General features: G+C 45.4%; 17 protein-coding genes and 3 pseudogenes. 10 read left to right on the top strand and 10 right to left on the bottom strand.

Going from position 1 to position 18692, the window contains the following annotated elements; all coding sequences use genetic code 11:
• Positions 1-9 precede the first annotated feature (9 nt).
• Positions 10-276, top strand: a complete 267-nt coding sequence (locus UA76_RS00430; protein ID WP_047042073.1) for a DUF3081 family protein — start codon at positions 10-12, stop codon at positions 274-276.
• Between the two features lie 30 nt (positions 277-306).
• Here UA76_RS00430 and UA76_RS00425 read toward each other — a convergent pair whose 3' ends face one another.
• The gene (locus UA76_RS00425; protein ID WP_047042071.1) at positions 307-672 is read right to left on the bottom strand and encodes a MaoP family protein; all 366 of its coding nucleotides are present in this window, start codon (positions 670-672) and stop codon (positions 307-309) included.
• Between the two features lie 146 nt (positions 673-818).
• Between UA76_RS00425 and UA76_RS00420 the strand changes: the two genes are divergently transcribed.
• A complete protein-coding gene (locus tag UA76_RS00420) occupies positions 819-1712 on the top strand; it encodes a LysR family transcriptional regulator (protein WP_047042069.1) in 894 nt (297 codons plus the stop codon).
• Positions 1713-1819: 107 nt separating this feature from the next.
• Here the strand turns inward: UA76_RS00420 and UA76_RS00415 are convergent, their stop codons facing one another.
• Positions 1820-2005 carry a hypothetical protein gene (locus tag UA76_RS00415; protein WP_047042068.1) on the bottom strand — a complete coding sequence of 62 codons (186 nt, stop codon included), beginning with the start codon at positions 2003-2005 and terminating at the stop codon, positions 1820-1822.
• Between the two features lie 406 nt (positions 2006-2411).
• On the opposite strand from UA76_RS00415, the gene UA76_RS00410 reads away from it, so the two are divergent.
• Together UA76_RS00410 and UA76_RS00405 are read left to right on the top strand one after the other, a co-directional pair.
• Positions 2412-3020 carry a sugar O-acetyltransferase gene (locus tag UA76_RS00410; protein WP_047042066.1) on the top strand — a complete coding sequence of 203 codons (609 nt, stop codon included), beginning with the start codon at positions 2412-2414 and terminating at the stop codon, positions 3018-3020.
• 23 nt (positions 3021-3043) lie between these two features.
• On the top strand, positions 3044-3523 hold the full coding sequence (locus UA76_RS00405; RefSeq protein WP_047042064.1) for a P-loop nucleotide/nucleoside kinase family protein: 480 nt from the start codon (positions 3044-3046) through the stop codon (positions 3521-3523).
• Positions 3524-3638: 115 nt separating this feature from the next.
• Here the strand turns inward: UA76_RS00405 and UA76_RS00400 are convergent, their stop codons facing one another.
• A complete protein-coding gene (locus tag UA76_RS00400; RefSeq protein ID WP_047042062.1) occupies positions 3639-3842 on the bottom strand; it encodes a hypothetical protein in 204 nt (67 codons plus the stop codon).
• 392 nt (positions 3843-4234) lie between these two features.
• Between UA76_RS00400 and UA76_RS00395 the strand changes: the two genes are divergently transcribed.
• The gene (locus UA76_RS00395; RefSeq protein WP_047042060.1) at positions 4235-4606 is read left to right on the top strand and encodes a hypothetical protein; all 372 of its coding nucleotides are present in this window, start codon (positions 4235-4237) and stop codon (positions 4604-4606) included.
• 31 nt (positions 4607-4637) lie between these two features.
• Here UA76_RS00395 and nhaD read toward each other — a convergent pair whose 3' ends face one another.
• Positions 4638-6074, bottom strand: coding sequence for a sodium:proton antiporter NhaD (gene nhaD, locus UA76_RS00390; protein ID WP_047042059.1), 1437 nt, complete (start codon positions 6072-6074; stop codon positions 4638-4640).
• Between the two features lie 300 nt (positions 6075-6374).
• On the opposite strand from nhaD, the gene UA76_RS00380 reads away from it, so the two are divergent.
• From UA76_RS00380 to trhO, 3 genes are all read left to right on the top strand, one after another.
• The gene (locus tag UA76_RS00380; RefSeq protein WP_047042055.1) at positions 6375-7112 is read left to right on the top strand and encodes a nucleoside recognition domain-containing protein; all 738 of its coding nucleotides are present in this window, start codon (positions 6375-6377) and stop codon (positions 7110-7112) included.
• Positions 7112-7579 (top strand): YjiG family protein, encoded by a 468-nt coding sequence (locus tag UA76_RS00375; RefSeq protein WP_047042054.1) that lies wholly within the window; start codon positions 7112-7114, stop codon positions 7577-7579. The genes UA76_RS00380 and UA76_RS00375 overlap by 1 nt, the downstream gene beginning before the upstream one ends.
• Positions 7580-7755: 176 nt before the next feature.
• The gene (gene trhO, locus UA76_RS00370; protein WP_047042164.1) at positions 7756-8736 is read left to right on the top strand and encodes an oxygen-dependent tRNA uridine(34) hydroxylase TrhO; all 981 of its coding nucleotides are present in this window, start codon (positions 7756-7758) and stop codon (positions 8734-8736) included.
• A 202-nt stretch (positions 8737-8938) separates the two neighbouring features.
• Here trhO and UA76_RS00365 read toward each other — a convergent pair whose 3' ends face one another.
• From UA76_RS00365 to UA76_RS00355, 3 genes and pseudogenes are all read right to left on the bottom strand, one after another.
• Complete coding sequence (locus tag UA76_RS00365; protein WP_047042162.1) at positions 8939-10237, bottom strand: dicarboxylate/amino acid:cation symporter; 1299 nt, start codon at positions 10235-10237, stop codon at positions 8939-8941.
• Between the two features lie 361 nt (positions 10238-10598).
• The gene (locus tag UA76_RS00360; protein ID WP_047042052.1) at positions 10599-11204 is read right to left on the bottom strand and encodes a YitT family protein; all 606 of its coding nucleotides are present in this window, start codon (positions 11202-11204) and stop codon (positions 10599-10601) included.
• A 188-nt stretch (positions 11205-11392) separates the two neighbouring features.
• Positions 11393-12333: pseudogene (locus UA76_RS00355) on the bottom strand (LysR family transcriptional regulator).
• Between the two features lie 142 nt (positions 12334-12475).
• Between UA76_RS00355 and UA76_RS00350 the strand changes: the two are divergent.
• Positions 12476-13819 carry an MATE family efflux transporter gene (locus tag UA76_RS00350; protein WP_047042050.1) on the top strand — a complete coding sequence of 448 codons (1344 nt, stop codon included), beginning with the start codon at positions 12476-12478 and terminating at the stop codon, positions 13817-13819.
• Positions 13820-13844: 25 nt separating this feature from the next.
• Here the strand turns inward: UA76_RS00350 and UA76_RS00345 are convergent, their stop codons facing one another.
• Entirely contained in the window at positions 13845-15647 is a 1803-nt protein-coding gene (locus tag UA76_RS00345; protein WP_047042048.1) for a sensor domain-containing diguanylate cyclase, read from the bottom strand.
• A pseudogene (locus UA76_RS00340) lies at positions 15640-16796 on the bottom strand (substrate-binding protein). Before UA76_RS00340 ends, UA76_RS00345 begins: the two are co-directional and overlap by 8 nt.
• 247 nt (positions 16797-17043) lie before the next feature.
• Between UA76_RS00340 and UA76_RS00335 the strand changes: the two are divergent.
• Entirely contained in the window at positions 17044-17976 is a 933-nt protein-coding gene (locus UA76_RS00335; RefSeq protein WP_047042046.1) for an endonuclease/exonuclease/phosphatase family protein, read from the top strand.
• Between the two features lie 38 nt (positions 17977-18014).
• Here the strand turns inward: UA76_RS00335 and UA76_RS00330 are convergent.
• Positions 18015-18670: pseudogene (locus tag UA76_RS00330) on the bottom strand (HAD family hydrolase).
• Positions 18671-18692: the final 22 nt, after the last annotated feature.

Genomic DNA, 18692 nt, shown 5'->3' with positions numbered 1-18692 from the left:
GACGGTTAGATGAAAGTGAACTTAAAGCCGCAACAAATCACAGATGCTTATGACATGATAATGAGTAGAGGGACACCAAGCCCGCATGGCATGATGTATCAAAGTATCGAAGCGGTCAGAACGGATGCCTACGACAAGATATGCTTGTGTGCAGAGGGAGTAACACTGAAAGTCACCTCGCCAAAAAGTTATCACATTGATTTTGATTCTCAGATTCACCGAGACAGCTTTTTGTTAGCGCTAAAACATTTATCCAAGGTAAAAAGAGAAGAATGAAGCCTTGGGGGCAGGCTTCATTCTGTTTAATTAAGCGGTTTCTAGCTCAGGTTCAGAGTCAGACTCATACTCTTCGATTTCAAACACCGACGAACGTTTGCAACCGTTTAGTGTGTGGAAACGGCGGCGTCCGCGAGCCAATTGAGTGTATTTAAGCCATACTCGTTCTAGCTTGGTTTTCGCTTTATGAGGATGAGCTAAGACTTTCAAAAAGTGCTTTTCTTCCCCGTTTTCTGGAGAAATATCACCAGCTTCAAGAGCCAGCATTGTGTCACCATAAATCGTTAGGATTTCTTCTTCAGCAAGAGTAAAATCACCAGACTTAGCAAAGCCGCGTGGAAACTTAGTGTTGTCATAAAAACGTTTTTTTCCATGACGAAATTCAGTCTCAGACATATTAACCTCAAATCAATGACGCTATAGGTAGTGGGTTCATTTGTTAGCGAAGGTATTGCTAAACGACACAAATTGATAACGAATAATATTTGTCGTCAGGGCTAATTTTGCTTGTTTAGTTTTCAGTTTAATGACAGGACTAAGAAATGGATGTAAAAGTTTTTCGAACGTTTTTAGAAGTAGCGAAATCACGGCATTTTGGCCGCGCAGCTGAGAACCTTTATATTACTCAAGCAGCGGTCAGTGCGCGCATTAAACAGCTTGAAAGTTATTTTGATACTCAGCTGTTTATCCGCGATCGCAACAGTATAAAGCTGACTTCTTCTGGTGAACGTTTGATTAGCTATGCTGAGGTGATGGTTTCCACGTTGCAACAAGCGAAACTGGAGCTCTCTTTAGAAAGTGGTAAAGCCTTGCAGTTAACGATGGGTGGAACACCAAATATTTGGGACGCGTACCTGCAAAACTGTTTAAGTATCGTCACTGATGATTTTAGTGGCTACGGCTTTATGGCCGAAGTCATGGGCCGTGAACAGCTTAATCGCAACCTGCTAGAACGAACTCTTGATATGGCGTTCGCCTTTGATCAAATCAAAGCAGAAGAGCTGCATTGTAAAAAGGTGGCGGATCTAACGTTAGTTTTAGTGTCTACGGATGCCGATACCATCGATGAAGTATTCGAGCACAAATATGTTTATGTCGATTGGGGAACACGCTTCGCTTCGGAGCACTCGGAACGACATCCAAAGATCCCTGCGCCCTATTTACGTACTTCAACCGCCCGTATTGCTTTGGACTTTATCCTAGAGAAACGAGGCAGTGCGTATCTACCGAGCTCGTTGGTTGAACCGTTTATCAACACAGGGCAGTTGCAAAAAGTCGCTGGAAGTGAAGAGTGGCAAAGGCCTATCTATCTGAGTTACAGAAAGAACAGCTCGTCGATTGATGCGATCAGTCAGGTAGAAGAGTTAGTCAAACAGATTGACCCGTCTACGGCTTACTCGATTCAACAAGCCGGTGAAGCGGACGTTACAGAGTAACTGGCCGTACGAAATCCTTCCTAATAGAAGAGCCAGAAGTGTCATTGAGACTTCTGGCTCTTTGTTGTTTGTTATCAGCGCATTTTGTCGATATTGAGTAATTAGGCTTATTTATCCGCACTGGTAAGCAAATCGATCAGTTCACTTTCAGTTGATGGCATCTTAGCGAGTTCGACGTGGCTTGATGAGCCTCCACGCAACATATAAGCAGTCGTTGTACAGTGGTCATGGTGATACCATTTCCCGTTCACACAAACGTCTGTGTAGCATCTTGGGTCTTGTTTCAATTCCATCTGTCCTGCTCCTTTTTTATGATAATGTCTTGTTAACGTATCGTTTCTTTTTGGTTTCAAAAATGATCTAGATCAATCTATGGTGCACAATAACCGCTTTTATCTAAGGGTTAATAGGCTAAATGAGATCTGACTCAAATTATTATCAAACTTATCAAGAGTCGAGGTCGGTTTGGAGTAGTCGCCTTTGTGTCTGACTCTAGTTACGTTGCCGTTGGGTCAGGAAAGCTTTTATGTGTCTGCAATTAGAAGTTTGGTTCGCGCAGCTGTTCAGTGGTTATTTCGTTGTGTGTGTATTAACTAATTGAACCTATGAGCGAAAACTGTCGCCCTGATCGGCTTAGTTTTTTGATATCTCAATTAGTATAAGAAGTATACGCAACTCATCTAAGGGATAGGAACCACCATGTCAGCAAGAGAAAAAATCCACACCCAAGAGCTCTACATTTGCGATGATGCTCAGCTGGTTAAAGAGCAAGCTGAATGTATGGAAAGACTGTACGACTACAACCAAACACGTCCAAGTGAAGGTGCGAAACGCACAGAGCTGCTTTCGGAAATTTTTGCTGAAATGGGTAAAGATTGTTATATCGAACCGCCATTGCGTGCAAACTGGGGCCGACATACACACCTTGGCGATTGTGTGTATGCAAACTTCAACCTAACACTAGTCGATGACACCCATATTTACATCGGAAGCCATGTAATGATCGGGCCGAATGTCACGCTAGCGACGGCAGGGCATCCGGTTGATCCTGAGCAGCGTATCAAGGTGACTCAGTTCAATGCCCCAATTACTATCGGTGAGAACGTCTGGATTGGCGCAAATAGCGTGGTGGTGCCGGGAGTGACGATCGGTGCGAATACCGTTATCGGAGCGGGCAGTGTGGTGACTAAAGATATTCCGGAAAATGTAGTGGCAGTGGGGAATCCTTGCCGAGTTCTAAGAGAAGTCAGCGATCGTGATCGAGAGTACTACTACAAGCAGCATAAGTTTGAAGCGCCTTTTGTGTAGCTTTAAATAAGGAAAAGACTTACGTGGTTAAGCTATACGTCACCTGCGGGTTTATTGGGTCGGGAAAAACGACTTTTGCGAAAGAACTGGCAAAGCAGAAAAAGGCATTTCGCTTTTCGATGGATGAGTGGATGATCCCTTTGTATGGGGAGCATATGGAGCGAGACGTATTCGATGCGCGCTTAAACACGTTACAAGGCCTGTTCAAGCAGTCAGCGTTGCAATTGGCAGAGCTAGATGTTCCCGTCATCCTTGATTTTGGCTTGTGGAAGCAAGAGGATCGCATGGCTATAGCCCGTTGGGCGGAGCAAAATCAGCTCGAACTGTCGATTCTTTATTTGGACGTTGACTTCGAGGAGTGTAAGAAGCGTGCATTAGCGAGAAACGAGCAGACTAATGGGGATGCCTATCAAATGACACCTGAAATGCTTGAACTCTTTTGGTCTTGGTTTGAGCCGCCTAAACCCGATGAGCCTCACGTGACGTTTATCTCTGAACGTTAAACGCGCATAATCAAAACAAAGAGGATACGCCTTTATACAAGGTGTCCTCTTTTTCTATATTTGGTCTGGTAGATCAAAGCTGAATTTATAACCGTGCTTGGCGGCAAGCGACCGTTTACAAGTTCATTAAACTTTCGATGGACTCTTCGTAATCCATTAGAGTGTAGGTATGAATTCGATGGCCGTCAGTGGCATCAATCTCTATGTGAGAAATCGCCCCTTCTTTCATCTCTTCCATGAGTGTCAGTGACTGTTCGACTGTGCGACAGGTAAGGATTTGATCGTCGTTAAGACGAATCTTGCAAGCGTGTAGTTCCATTAGCCAACGTCCATTTTTTGTTAATAGGTTTAGTTATAGGTTTAATTTTGGGTGTAACTGTTTAGATATAAATGTAGTTAATAAAGTGTAGATTGTGCAAGCAATCAGCAGGGTCTTTACGACTAAAGAGTGAGTTAGAGTTTCTCGGTTTTTCCTCATTTGAAATTTTAGTAACGAATAACTCAAATATAACTGATTGACTTGGTGAATGTAACTCTTAGGATTCGGCGCTTACCCCGAGTTCTGCCCCTCATTGATAAGTAGTATGAAACTTTTATGTGACATGGATTTTTCAACTAGAATTAACAGTGAACGATTCAAATGGAGCTGAAGGGGAGTGAAGCAGTGTCATTGAATGTCAATGTGTTTTCATGACATGAAGGAGATGTAGTATGAGCGCAGTGTTTAGTTTTAAAGTAATGATCGGCGTGCTCGTGGTACTGCTAGTGAGTGGTTGTTTAGAAGAGGAAATAGATAAGTACGTAAATCGCGAGACCTACGCAATGATCGGAACTTATGACAACAACTACAATGATCAGATTTTGAGTTTTAAAAACGGTGTGATGACACACCAAATGAACAACGGAAATTTGGTTAGCCGTCCATTTCGTGTGGAAGGTAAATACCTTTACGTACAGTTTCGAAATAGTTCGAAGGAGAAGCGGGAAGACCTTGTCATGGTTATTCATGGGGAAGGGGAACTTCTAAGCTGCAATGCTTGTGCAAAACACCGTCTAGCAAGCATTTGGACACGCCAGCAATAGCTTGCTGGCGAATCAAAATTATACGTCGTATTTAAAACAAAGAATCATTAAGTAGCATGTGTGCCCAGATACTTGCGATATAGCCGAGCATAATTACCGGTGCCCATTTGAGGTGCCCAAAGAAGGTATACTTGCCGTGAGCTGCCCCCATAAGTGCAACACCTGAAGCTGAACCAATTGATAACAAGCTACCACCCACACCCGCCGTTAGCGTCACTAACAGCCAGTTACCCATCGACATCACCGGATCCATGGTCAGTACCGCGAACATCACAGGAATGTTATCGACAATCGCAGACAATATCCCGACCATAATGTTGGCCCAGACAGGATCCCATTGTGTGTACATCACGCCAGAAATAACGCTCAAATAGCCTAATAAGCTCAAGCCACCCACACACATTACTACCCCGTAGAAGAACAGTAAGGTGTCCCACTCTGCATGAGAGACTCGACGGAAAACATCAAACGGGACGACAGACCCGAGGCGTTTTAGCGCGTAGTCGTCTCGATTGGCAATCGCCACGGCGGCTTTTTTTGCCAACGAATGCTTCAGCGTGCGGCGTAGGAAGAAACCAAAGAACTGCAGATACGCAAGGCCCATCATCATGCCAATAACAGGCGGGAAATGCAGTACTGCATGGAAGGCTACGGCTGTGGCGATGGTTAAAATAAATAGCCCAACGATGCGTCGCGCCCCACGTTTTAGCTCAACGTGCTGGTGGATAACATCAGGCTTAGTTTTAGGAATGAAAAACGACATGATGACGGCAGGAATGACGTAATTCACCACGGAAGGAAGAAATAGCGGCATGAACTCCGAGAAAGACACGTGCCCAGCCTGCCAGACCATCAGCGTGGTGATATCACCAAAGGGGCTAAACGCGCCGCCCGCATTAGCTGCAATGACAATGTTGATACAGGCGAGGTTAATGAATCTAGGATTATCACCAGCCACTTTCATCACCACGGCGCACATCAGTAGGGCGGTGGTAAGGTTGTCGGCTATAGGGGAGATAAAAAATGCGAGAATACCGGTCAACCAAAAAAGCGATTTAAAATCGAAACCTTTACCCACCATCCAGGCTTGCAATGCATCGAACAGCTTACGCTCTTCCATTGCACTGATATAGGTCATCGCGACGAGCAAGAAGAGTAGCAGTTCGGCGTATTCGAGTAAGTTATGCTCAAGCGCTGCTTTCGCCAGTTCAATCTGCCCATGTTGTTGATACACATAACCAATCATGGCCCATATTAAGCCCGCTGCGAGCAATACGGGTTTGGACTTTCTCAGCTGCAAATATTCTTCAAGCATAACAATGACGTATGCGATGAAGAAGATAAACAAAGCGGCATAGCCAATGGTTGATTGGGTAAGGTTTAAGGTCTCTCCGACAGAGCTAGCGGCCAGAGCCAGAGTTGGCGTAAGACAAAATAAACACGCTAGCGCAAAGCACCATTTTTTCATTGATTCACTCCCTGAATTCAGTTGAGGCTCTATTCTATGGTGAACCAAACAGTTTCTCTGTGAGGGTGATTGTCTTTTACTCTTAAATATTTCAAATTGTTACCAAGGAGCGCCAAATTGGTGAACTTGGTTTCATCAACTGCGCTACCGAGTGTGATTTTGATCAAAATCATAGATCTGTTCTGTATTGGTGCAGCAAGTCTAAAGTCGGGATTTGCATTGATGCTGATCATCGTTATGGCACGTTCTTTTTCGTCACACTTACTCCTGTTCCGAAAAACAATATAAATAGGTAGCAATATGTCTAGTCCTTCTCAGACTGACCGCAAGGTGACGTTAGGTTCATACGTCGCTCTAGCCTTCGCGGTGGTGTTCTTTTCTGGTTTACTTCAATCAAACGAATGGTATGGCGTTTTCGACTTCACTACGCTTAATGGTGCTTTTGGTAGCGTTGCGGGCACAGTGACAGAAACGGCTGATGGTATTCAGGTCGCTTCCACCACGCTTCGTGGTCAAGGCGGTAGTGGTGCTCGTGATGGCTTTATCTTCGCGTTAACCCTAATCCCAACTGTGATGTTCGCGCTAGGTATGATTAACGTACTTGAGCACTACGGTGCACTTGATGCGGCTCGTCGTCTATTAACGCCACTTCTGCGTCCACTTATGGGTATTCCGGGTAACTCAGGTCTAGCGTTGATTGCTTCTCTGCAAAGTACCGATGCGGGTGCTGCGATGACTCGTCAACTGAAAGACGAAGGCCATCTTACTCAACGTGAAACAGACGTATTCACTATGTTCCAGTTCACAGCTGGTGCCGCTATCGTTAACTTCTTCTCATCAGGTGCAGTACTGTTCACCTTAACTATGATGGATGGCTCTTTGGCTGTGACTTCATCGATTGGTCTCGCGGTTGCTGTGATGTTCATCTTTAAGTTTGTTGGCGCAAACTTGTTCCGTATCTACCTAAACATTACGGAAGGCAAAGATAACGAAAAGCAAAACAACGTGAAGAAAGAAACAGCACAAGAGGCAGCATAATGAGTGAAGTAAAAGCAAAAAAACCTATGGTGACAGACATCTTCGTTGAAGGTGCAAAGAAAGGCTGGGTGATCGCTACAACATCAACTGTGCCAAACGTTCTTATGGCTTTTGTGATCATCAAAGCGCTGCAAATTACCGGAGCGCTTGATTTGATGGGCAGCGTTTTCTCTCCAGTGATGGCGGTTTTTGGTCTGCCGGGCGAAGCAGCAGCGGTACTGATTGGCGCTTGGATGTCAATGGGTGGTGCAGTTGGTGTGGTTATCACACTGTTCGACCAAGGCATTCTAAACGGTTCACATATCGCGATTCTTGCTCCGGCTATCTACCTAATGGGTTCTCAGGTTCAGTATATGGGTCGTATCCTTGGCCCTATCGGTACAGCGGGACGCCACATCCCAGTGATGATTGCTATTTCAATCATTAATGCCTTTGGTGCAATGCTGTTAATGAACATCTTGGTGTAGTGATTAAGCTAAACATCGATGCGGTCATTGATTGAGTGATCGATGACAATGATATTGTTGATAAAAAGCTCTCCAGCGATGGGGAGCTTTTTTTAACCCTATTTTCTATCGGTATTTGTCCCATTCGCACTTCGCTATACTCTGCGCAAAATCAAGATGAGAAGGCTAAGCACAGCATGACTGACTACGTAGTTTGCGCCCTGTATAAATTCGTAAGACTAGAAGACTATACAGAGCTTCGAGAACCACTGACCACATTAATGAACAAGCATGAGATTCGCGGTACGTTGCTACTCGCCAATGAAGGCATTAATGGTACGGTGGCATCGACAAGAGAAGGCATTGATGCGCTTCTTGCGTGGTTTAAGCAAGACTCTCGCTTGGCTGATATTGTTTACAAAGAGTCATTCGATAAGCAGCAGCCGTTTAATCGCACGAAAGTAAAGCTCAAGAAAGAGATTGTGACTCTCGGCGTAGAAGGGATCGACCCGCGTCATGTGGTGGGCACTTATGTGAAACCGAGCGATTGGAATGAATTGATCTCAGATCCTGAGGTGTTTGTTGTTGATACGCGTAATGACTACGAAATTGAGATCGGCACATTCAAAAATGCGGTGAACCCAGAAACGGAAACATTCCGTGATTTTCCTGAGTATGTAGCGCAAAACATGGATCCCAACAAGCATAAGAAAGTGGCTATGTTCTGTACCGGTGGCATCCGTTGTGAGAAATCGACAGCTTACATGAAAGAGCAGGGCTTTGAGGATGTGTATCATCTTGAAGGCGGAATTCTCAAATATCTCGAAGAAGTGCCGGAAGAAGAAAGTCTATGGGAAGGTGACTGCTACGTATTTGATAACCGAGTTGCAGTGAACCATCAGCTTGAGAAAAGTGGGTACGAGATGTGCCGTGCGTGCCGCTTGCCGATCACTCAAGACGATATCAATTCTGCCGACTATGAAGAGGGTGTGAGTTGCCCTAAGTGTGTTGGTCAACATACCGATGAGCAAAAAGCGCGTTTTCGTGAGCGTGAAAAGCAAGTGAAGTTGGCGCGTGAGCGCGGTGAAGTCCATGTTGGTGGCGATGCTCAACACACCATTGCAGAGCGTCGACAAGAAAAGCTAGCGCGCAAAGAGGCGCAGCGAAAAGGTGAGTAGTGAGTAGGTAAACACGCACGATAACTTGACGACTTGATGAAAAAGTGAGCCTCGGCTTCCTTTGTTGTTTCAACGGTTTGCAGGTTTAACGTCGTGCATGAAGTGAGGCCGTTTGAAATCTATTTCAGTGGATGTAAAAAGCCCCTAGATGACAAAGCATCTAGGGGCTTATTATTTGGAACGGTTTAATGTTTAGACTTGATTAAGCTTTCGCTAACTCTACCGTTTCTTCTTTCTCACCCGCTTGCGGGTTGTTGAAACACTCTTCGTCTAGCGCACCTTCAGATTTTGCAACGATAACCGATACCGCGCTGTCACCTGTGATGTTTACTGCAGTACGAATCATATCCAGTAGACGGTCAACACCCATGATAAGTGCAATACCTTCTAGCGGCAGGCCAACTTGGTTTAGAACCATGGCGAGCATGATAAGGCCAACACCTGGTACACCAGCGGTACCAATTGACGCTAGAGTCGCAGTTAGGATTACCGCTAGGTAGTCTGCCATGCTTAGGTCAATGTTGAACGCTTGAGCGATGAACGCTACCGCGACACCTTGCATGATAGCCGTACCGTCCATGTTCACTGTTGCGCCTAGAGGAACGGTGAACGAAGCGATCTTGTTGTCTACACCCATGCGGTACTTCGCCGTTTCCATAGTCACTGGAATGGTCGCGTTCGATGAAGCCGTTGAAAATGCGAACATAACCGCATCTTCCATTTTCTTAAGGAACATTTTCGGGCTTAGACCCGTGAAGGTTTTCAGCATTAGGCTGTAAGTCACCAGACCGTGCAGGATCAATGTACCCGCTAGAACCAAGAAGTATTCTGCAAGGTTCATGATAGCGCCCAAGCCCAGGCCAGTGAACAGCTTCGCCATTAGGAAGAACACACCGTATGGGGCAATGTTCATCAGTAGCGCAACTAACTTCATGATCACTTCGTTAAGGTCTTGGAAGATAGCCGCAATACGTTCGCCCGGTTTACCCGATGCACTGATCGCGATACCAAATAGAATCGCAAATACGATGATCTGTAGAGTTTTGCCTTCCGCCATCGCATTGATTGGGTTTTTAGGGAACATGTCGATGATGACTTGTCCTAAAGATGGCGCTTCTGCAGATTGGAAAGAGCTAGCAGCAGTAAGATCTGCGCCTGCACCTGGTTGGAATAGCGTGCCCATTGTAAGGGCAAGTGTAATCGCTACACACGTCGTAATAATGTAAAACGCAAGGGTTTTACCGCCCATACGACCTAAAGTTGATAGATCTTTAAGGGAGCTTGTACCGCAAACCAGCGACACAAATACCAGTGGCACAACAAGCATCTGCAAACTTGCTATGAAAATTTTTCCACCGACCTCAAATAGCCCGTTAACAACGTAGGTGTTAACAAAGCCTTCATCCCCAAATAGGATTCGAATGGCAAATCCTGTCAAGATGCCCGCAATCATACCGAAAATAATTCGGCCAGTTAGTGACATTGGTTTCTTGGTATTCATCATGAACACTCCTTTTATTATTCACTTCGACATCATTTCAAAGCGAGCAGGAGGTTAGCAGGCGAAAAGAAATTTAAGAAAGGAAAAAAGCGAATTGGAATTATAGATGTGACATGGATCACTGGATTTGACTGGAATTTAACTCTGGATTAACATTTATATATAGTTTTTATGACTACAATTATAACCATATAACAAATTAAATTTCAATTAGTTACACATGGACAAATCACCACCACATATGCAACAGAGGTGTTTAGAAAACGATCAGAAAAACAGGTGGTTATAGGAGAACTAATTATTCAATGAGTATGAATAGAGTTGCGTGCTACAAATGTTGTAGCACGCAGAAAAATGAGGGCTAAGCGTGAGCTTGAGGTTGGTAGCGGCCGGGTTTGTGGTTCATCGCTAGGATGAGGTTGGTTGCCACTGCGCCAAATACAGACAGAGCGATAATGTGAAGGTCGACAATGAATAGCGACATGATAACAATCGTGCAGTCCATGCCCATCTGCACCTTACCGGCACGAATCCCAAACTTGTCTTGTAGGTATAAAGCGAGAATGTTGAACCCGCCAAGGCTCATTTTATGGCGGAAAATGACCAACATACCAATACCGATCAATCCGCCACCAAAGATAGCTGCGTAAATGGCATCAATGTGAGTTAGTTGAATGACGTGGTGCAAATGGTCTACAGCAAAAGAGACGATAGCAACGGCAATGAATGTGTTGAGGGTAAAACGCCACCCCATTCGCGTAAACGAGAGGTAGTAGAAAGGCAGGTTCAATACAAAGAAGACTTGGCCAAAACTAAAGTCGGAGATCTTGGTAATGAAAATCGCAAGTCCTGCTGTACCACCGGTTAAAAGCCCAACTTGGTTAAAGAAGGTGACCCCAAGTGATACAAGTGCACTGCCTAAAATCAGTGCTAAGAGGTTTTCTCGAAGGCTATGGTCGTTATCCATCAATGATTCCTTTTCTAAACTGTCCTGTCCTTTGATCCAAAGGATTTATTCGGCGCTAAAGATGGCGTCAATTGAAGGCGATGTCGAGAATGTGGCACGGATTCAAAGTTTGTGGGGTGTTAATGAATGTTTACACTTTGGCCATTAAGCAGCACATCTACTAGCATTTCGTATTTCGTATTTCGTATTTAGCTAATGCCATACCAGCCACGATGGGTTGCTAAATCGTTGAGCTGGTCAATTTCTTTCTGAGTTTCACTTAATAGCCAATCAACGATTTCATCGAGCACGGCAGAGTGTGTTCGTTGATGGCAGTAATAGCGCCAAGCGCTGTTTTGAACATGAATGTGCTGCGGACATTGAAGGAACCCATTCTCTAGTTCGGGTAATACTAACAGTAAATCGGTCACCGTTGCGCCTTGGCCGGCCAAGCAAGCACTCAACGAGAGATCAAGAGAGTAGAACGTACTGCTTCGTGGAGAGGTTTTCTCGGTGATGGATTGAGCGTTGAGCCACAGATTCCAATCGTAATGATCTTGAGTGGCGTGTAGCTCGGCATCGTTAATATGGAGTCAACAGACACATCGCTAGCCAAGCTTTGGGCGCAAACGGGAGCCATGTATTCTTCACGCATGAAAAACATATCCGGCTGGTTTTCGTATCGGCGTTTCTGACGGGTTGTGAGTATGAGTAGGTCGTAATCATTACTTTCTAACTCTTCGTCCTCTATTAAAGAGGGAACCACCACAATTTCATGTTCTGGGTATCGCTCATACAATTGATGAATTTTCGGAATCAATGAGCGTGTGGAATAGCTCAGTGCCGCTTTAATGGTAATTCGCTTGTGTTCGGGCTGACGCCAGCGAGCGATTTCGGCTTCAAGCGTGCCATAGTTGGTTTTCAACACTTGATACAGGTTCTCACCATAGGGTGTTAACGTGATGGCTCGGTGGTGCCTTTCGATAAGTGGCACTGCCAACTCTTCTTCGAGCTGTTTAACTTGTCTGCTCACTGCACTTTGCGTCACGTTAAGCTCAAAAGCAGCATGAGTAAAACTCATTCTTCTTGCAACGGCTTCGAATGTCTTGAGGCTATTATGTGAGTGGGGGAGATTCTTGTAATGTTTCATTTTTTATTCGTATGAGTTTTATGAATGTAAGAGTGGCAGAAATGTTAATTGAACGCCAGTTTTAGAAAGAATAATCTTGCCGCCTGACTTATCTCTTTTGTTTTTACTTCTTCGTATATAGAAATGGGCGCATGACACTGACATGAAGAACATCCTCAAACTCGCACTTCCTCTCATCATTTCACAGCTGATCGCAATGGCATTGGTCTTAACCGATGTGTGGATGATGTCTCGCATTAGCGTAGAGGCGCTCGCCGCGGGTGGTTTAGGGGCGTCTGTGTACTTCTTTGCCTTCATTATTGGTAGCAGCACGGTGGGTTGTGTAGCGAACCTTATTGCTATTGCTTATGGCCAACGTGTGGCAAGGCGTCGATTCGGTAATCAGCAGATCCGCCTTGCTGTTAAAGGGGCGGTGTTATTGACGATCATCATGACTGTGGTTCTGATGTTAGCGATTTCCTATGCTCCGAATGTTCTGGAAATGGCCAAGCAGCCTGATGAAATCATTGCCTTGTCGATGCAATATGTTGGTGCGTTAAAATGGGCAATCTTCCCGTCTTTGGCGCTCTTGATTTTGCGCGGCTTAACCAGTGCACTCGGCAATGTTCGTTCTATCATGGTGATGTCAGTGATTACCGTTATCTTGAATGTGCCCATTAGTTATGTATTGGCTTTTAGCTTGGATATGAAGCTAGCGGGTCTTGGCTATGGTACGGCGATTGCGGCTTTGTTCGTCATGCTTGGCTACGGCCTTTGGGTATTTAGCCAAAGACAATACGTAGGCTTTGCCCCTTGGCATCGCGTGAATGAGTACTCGATTACTCTCATCAATCCGCTGTTGAAAATGGGCTTGCCTATCGCTGTGGCAGCCATGTTGGAGCACGGTTTGATTTACGGTGGTACGTTAATGGCGGGTACCATAAGTGTCGCCGCTTTGGCCTTGCATCAAATTCTCCTACAGTGCCTAAGCTTCACTTGGAACATCAACTTCGGTTTTTCACAGGCAGCAGCGATTTTGGTTGGCCGCGAATATGGCGCTGGCAATATGAAAGGTATAAAGCGTTTATCCGTACAGAGCTTCCAGTTAGTAACAGGCCTGAGCATTGTTTTGTCTGCGGTATTTATTGCATTCCCAGAAGTTATCGCGCAATTCTTCCAAATATCTGATGCGGCGATGGTTACTCTATTAGTATCGGTACTTTGGGTAGTGGCAATCAGCTTTATTGTCGATGCTTGGCAGTTGCTGGCTATTAACCTACTCCGTGGCATGAAGATTGTTATGTTCCCAACGGTGATTACCGCTATTGGTTATTGGCTGGTGGGCCTTCCTGCCGCTTGGCTACTAGCGGCCAATTATGGTCTAGGTGGTATTTGGGCGGGCATTGGTATAGGTCTTGGGGTGACGGGTATATTATTGCTGGCGCTGCTGCAACATCGTTTAAAGCCAGCTTCTATTGAACCAATGCCAGAACCCTCATTGGCTTAAGGCAACAAGCCTCATTGCAGGCGGACTAGTTCAAGTTCGTCTGCAATTCAATTCTATTGCGGCCGTTTCGTTTAGCTTGATAAAGCATTTTATCGGCTTGCGATACGGCTGTTAAAAAGTCTCCTTCTTGCCATAGAGCGACACCAATACTGACGGTGATCGCCTTATTCAGCCCTAGATCATCTGCGATGTACTTTTCACAGTGACTTCTTATTCGCTGAGCAATTGCGTAGGCTTGATCCAAGTCGGTACTTGGTAGTATCAATAGAAACTCTTCCCCTCCTACCCGACCAAAAATATCCTTACTGCGGCTTTCTTGAGTCACTAATTGACAGAACTCAATCAGGGCTTGATCGCCAATAGAATGGCCGAAGTGATCGTTAATAGACTTGAAGTGATCAATATCGATCATGCAAATGCTAGCTGGGTTGTGGGGAGTGACCGTCACCTCTTTAGTGGCCGCGTGAATGAGTGCGCGTCGGTTTAATACGCCTGTAAGTGAGTCGTGGTTGGCTAATGTGGTGAGTTCCTGCTCTTTTTGCGAAATGGTGTCAGCCATTTGATTGAAGGCATCAAATAGCTCGCCTATCTCATCCGTTCTGGCTGATAGCATGGACTTCTGACGTTGACCCAAGGCAATTTCTTTCACTCGCGACTTCAACTCATTGATTGGTGATGCAATGTAGCTTGTTAGATATAAGGTTAAGCCAATAAACAGCACCAATGCTGCAGAGACATAAAGGATAACTTCTTTAGCAATGTCGCTCCGTTTCTCATCTTGGGAGAAGGTCGGGATGAATATAATTAGGCTGACACCTTTTTGATTATCAGTAGTCAGGTGTTCAAGGTCTCTCACCGTCAGTACCCGATTGAGTGTGCCCGTGATGGGATGATTGACCAGCAGACCGCCTAGCTCGCTGCGTTGAGTGGGTTCATCGGTTTCATTCAGGCCATATTTTCTTAGTGTTTTCTCCTCCAAGTAGGTGATGGGAGACATCACTCGCAGCGTCTTTCTATTGACTAGGGCAATGTCTACCGCGTCTATCTGGCCTTGGGCAAAGCTGGATCGAATGGTAAAGATCTGATCTTCAAGCAACGTTCTGTCTAACACTGCGGTGAAATAGCCTTGAAGCTCGCCTTTGCAATTCATCATAGGGCGCGAAAAGTAGTACGTCGCGGTATCAAAAATCAGCCCCAGTTGCTCAACTTGAGCGGCGGGCGCTAGGGTGATAACTGCTTGAGGCAGCTTCTTGTATTTGCGAATTTGCGCCAGCTCGAGGCTGAGTTGCCTTGCTTCGAATGAGTTTTCTTCTCCACGGGATTTGAGTATATGTAAACGTCGGCTTAACTCTTCCGCTTTAACAAAATACTTCGGGCTGTTTTGCTCCCAGAGCCGATGGGAGTAGCTGAGTAGTGCGAGGCCTTCACGAGATAAAATAGGTGTGCCGGAGAGCTTCTTACGCAGTACGTATCGATTGCTCTTATTCGAAGAGAGTGCGGAGTTAATTACGCGGCCATCAATATCTGTGGTGAGATACATTGAAAACCCTGAGCGTAGGCTGACGGATTGACTGAGCTGAAGATCAAGTTTTTCTGGTGAAATGGCGCAGTTGGCAGCAGTAAGGCTAATCGAATCGAATTCCGTGAATCGTTGCTCAATGTAGTGGCGCATCTCTTGCGCCCCTTGAGTAGCGGCCAACTGGGCGGACTGACTGTAGTGATCACTAAGTAAGGTGCTTTTGGCATTATAAAAAGCCACACCTAAAGCAATGATGGATATGGCAAGCGGTAGCAGAATGATGAAGGCACGAATTCCTATCTTATTCATTCGTCACCCATCGCTGGTCATCGGGCTCAATGATGCCAAAGCTGTGCACTACTTTCAGTGCGTCTCCTTGAAACTGACCGAGATGCATGGGTAATGCAACGTGATGATCAGCTCTTAGAGTGATCATAGACTTACCTTGGTATAGGGTCAGGTTTTCAAGGTTGTTCATGATCGATTGTTTGTCGTTGCTCTCACTCGCTTCAATGGCCTGTTTGAGCAGATAAATCAGGTCGTAATGGGACTTGGTGGAGTAGGTGACAATACTGTCATTTCCATGCATTTGTCTAAACTGAGTGGCGAAGTCTCGTTCAACTTGGGTTTCTAAATCGCTGAAGAAGTTAAGTGCAGTGTAGATGCCGTCTAACGCTTCGTGCTGAACATTAGCAAGATAAGTTTCGTCAGCGGCGAAGGCGATCACTTCAATCGGTCTAGAAAATTGATATTGATGTATTTGATGTAGGAATCGAAATCCATCGCGACCTGGAAGGATCAGCATGAGAACATTGGCCTGAGACTGTTCGATCCTATCTAATACTTGGGTGTAATCTAATACCCCAAATGGCGCAAACTCGACCCCAGAAATTGTCGCATCATTCTCCTCAACCTGTTCAATAATGCGCTTTGACATGCGGTGTGGCCAAATGTAGTCGTAGCCGAAAATGTAAAACTGGTCGCCAAGGTTATCAACCGCATAGGGGATCAGCGGGTTAATGTACTGCTCAGGAATGGTGCTGTAACAAATTAGATACTCGTTGAAGTGGCGACCTTCGTAGTCGATGCCATACAACATGGGTGTTTTGTGCATTTCTGCTACTTCGCTCATTGCGTAGCGCGACGAGCTGCTAACAGGGCCAAGAAGCGCCAATACATTATCAATTTGAATCAGTTCACGGCTGTACTTGACGGTTTTTCCCGGTGTCGTTTCGTTATCGCGAACAATGAGTTCAAATTTGCGGCCCTTTACCCCCCAGATTGGTTGATTTGTTCCACCGCTAATTGCGCGCCTTTGAGGGCTTTCTGACCATAATTGCTAAACGCGCCAGACAGTGGCAGCACGACACCAATTTTTATTGGTGGTTGTTCTTGGCTGCAACTGAGCAAAACAGGGGCAATAACAAAGAGAGCCAACAGGCTCTTAAGCACATTCATGGAACCACTTTACTGATAGTTTTATCTATTAAGCGTATACGAAAATGCTCAGTTTGAAGGAAATATGTGGTGTTTAAGAGCGTTTTTTTTAGGTTTACTTATTCATATGCCTCAAATCTCATTATTGATTCAGTCTGAAAATTCTCATTCAAATGTCGTTATGCTTCAAAATGGAGAAAGAACTGAGGAAAAATCATCGATTTACGCTAATACTTAGTGGGTCAGAGGTTCTGAACGAGGTTTAGCCTTGAAGAAATGGATTTTATGGCTGGTGGTCGCTATCCCTGTCTTGGTTTGGGGAGGGCTCAGTCTCTACCCTAATATATGGTGGGTGGAAAACATCATTGCGTTTCCCGCACTGTTTTTAGCCTACTACGTGCTCGCGTCTTGCCTACTTCTGTTTCTTAAAAGTTGGGCACACCTCGTTGTCAGTGTGATTGCGATGTCGGTCTATTACATGCTGACTTTGCCTTCGACAACGCTTCATCGCCACCAATGCGATCGCCCAGTGTCTATCGTCCAGTTTAATCTGTATTACGAGAACCAAGATCCCAACGCCTTTATTAATTATTTAATGGCGCATCCTAGCGATCTAGTGGTTATGCAAGAGGTAGCGCCAGAGATCGGTGAGAAGCTTAAACTGCTCGGCGATCTATACCCCTACCAATATGGCGGTCAGGAAGGAGTAGGGTATCCGTCTAGCCAAATGATTCTTAGTCGCCATCCGCTTGAAGAGATGTCGGTGTATACCACTCCAGATAGGCAGCATGTGATCTCAGGATCTTGGAAGTTAAGTCCCGGCAGGCAGGTACACCTTTTAACCGCACATCCGCCTTCGCCAAGAAGTCTAGAACTTTGGCATCGACGGAATGCTCTTATCAGCACGGTAGAACGGATGGTTGAGAGTTATTCAAGTGATGAGATGTTAATCGTTGGCGATTTTAATTTATCGGCAACAAGTATTCGGTATGCGAAATTATTCCCCGGTTTTGATTCGGCTGCCGTAGCGAGTTGGCCGAATTGGAATCACATGTTTACTACGCCGGCGTTTACTATGATCGGTATCGACCATCTATGGATAAAGTCACAAAAAACGGGTTGGCGAATCTGTTCTCGCTCAACCCGTGAAAGTGTTTCGGGCTCCGACCATAAAGCGGTCAAAACCATTATTGGTTACTAGCATTGGATACTAGCAAATAAAGTAATCAGTGAGCGTAGTTACTGATTCTGTTTTAGCTCGCTCAATACATCCAAAAGTGAACGTCGAATAATTGGTTTAAGCGCTTTCACCTCTGCACAGGGTTCGACCAAGTCTGGGATCTGGTAGGTCTGCATACTCGCCGCAATAGCGGAGCGAACCCCATTGTTTGAGTCTTCAAATGCAAGGCACAGTTTTGGGTCGACACCTAACCGAGAAGCAGCCAGTAGGTAAATTTCTGGGTGAGGCTTACCATGGCTCACTTCACAGCCAGTGGTGATATGATCGAAGTACTGGTCAAGGCCTGCCAAACGCAGTTTTATTTCCGCTACGTCTTTGTTGGTCGAGGTGGCAACGGCGGCTGGTATGCTTGATCCTTCAGCCATTGCAATAGCTCTACAACGCCAGTTTTAACAGGAATCGCGTGATGCTTCACCACAGCGTTATAGCGGACACGCCATTCGTTATGCAGGGCAGGGTAGTCTAAACTCGGCCCATAACCCTCGCGAAGAGTTTGTTCTATTCCCGCCGAGTTTCGGCCAATAATTGAAAGGTAAACATCTTCCAGAAAAGGCACATTCTGCGCCTCGCAGGCTTGTTTAAAGATCGACATGCAAACGCGTTCCGTGTCGAGTAACAGTCCATCCATGTCAAAAATAGCAGCGTGAAAATTCATTTGAGTTTCTTATACAGCGAGG

The sequence above is a fragment of the Vibrio mexicanus genome, from assembly GCF_001012815.1.
GTDB classification, from domain to species: domain Bacteria; phylum Pseudomonadota; class Gammaproteobacteria; order Enterobacterales; family Vibrionaceae; genus Vibrio; species Vibrio mexicanus.
Note: the sequence above shows the minus strand (reverse complement) of the source record. Positions and strands in the feature narration are given on the sequence as shown.

Bases quoted from the DNA above. Each gene is read 5' to 3' on its own strand.
- UA76_RS00430 (WP_047042073.1), top strand. From the start codon at position 10: ATGAAAGTGAACTTAAAGCCGCAACAAATCACAGATGCTTATGACATG.
- UA76_RS00425 (WP_047042071.1), bottom strand. From the start codon at position 672: ATGTCTGAGACTGAATTTCGTCATGGAAAAAAACGTTTTTATGACAAC.
- UA76_RS00420 (WP_047042069.1), top strand. From the start codon at position 819: ATGGATGTAAAAGTTTTTCGAACGTTTTTAGAAGTAGCGAAATCACGG.
- UA76_RS00415 (WP_047042068.1), bottom strand. From the start codon at position 2,005: ATGGAATTGAAACAAGACCCAAGATGCTACACAGACGTTTGTGTGAAC.
- UA76_RS00410 (WP_047042066.1), top strand. From the start codon at position 2,412: ATGTCAGCAAGAGAAAAAATCCACACCCAAGAGCTCTACATTTGCGAT.
- UA76_RS00400 (WP_047042062.1), bottom strand. From the start codon at position 3,842: ATGGAACTACACGCTTGCAAGATTCGTCTTAACGACGATCAAATCCTT.
- UA76_RS00395 (WP_047042060.1), top strand. From the start codon at position 4,235: ATGAGCGCAGTGTTTAGTTTTAAAGTAATGATCGGCGTGCTCGTGGTA.
- nhaD (WP_047042059.1), bottom strand. From the start codon at position 6,074: ATGAAAAAATGGTGCTTTGCGCTAGCGTGTTTATTTTGTCTTACGCCA.
- UA76_RS00380 (WP_047042055.1), top strand. From the start codon at position 6,375: ATGTCTAGTCCTTCTCAGACTGACCGCAAGGTGACGTTAGGTTCATAC.
- UA76_RS00375 (WP_047042054.1), top strand. From the start codon at position 7,112: ATGAGTGAAGTAAAAGCAAAAAAACCTATGGTGACAGACATCTTCGTT.
- trhO (WP_047042164.1), top strand. From the start codon at position 7,756: ATGACTGACTACGTAGTTTGCGCCCTGTATAAATTCGTAAGACTAGAA.
- UA76_RS00365 (WP_047042162.1), bottom strand. From the start codon at position 10,237: ATGAATACCAAGAAACCAATGTCACTAACTGGCCGAATTATTTTCGGT.
- UA76_RS00360 (WP_047042052.1), bottom strand. From the start codon at position 11,204: ATGGATAACGACCATAGCCTTCGAGAAAACCTCTTAGCACTGATTTTA.
- UA76_RS00350 (WP_047042050.1), top strand. From the start codon at position 12,476: ATGAAGAACATCCTCAAACTCGCACTTCCTCTCATCATTTCACAGCTG.
- UA76_RS00345 (WP_047042048.1), bottom strand. From the start codon at position 15,647: ATGAATAAGATAGGAATTCGTGCCTTCATCATTCTGCTACCGCTTGCC.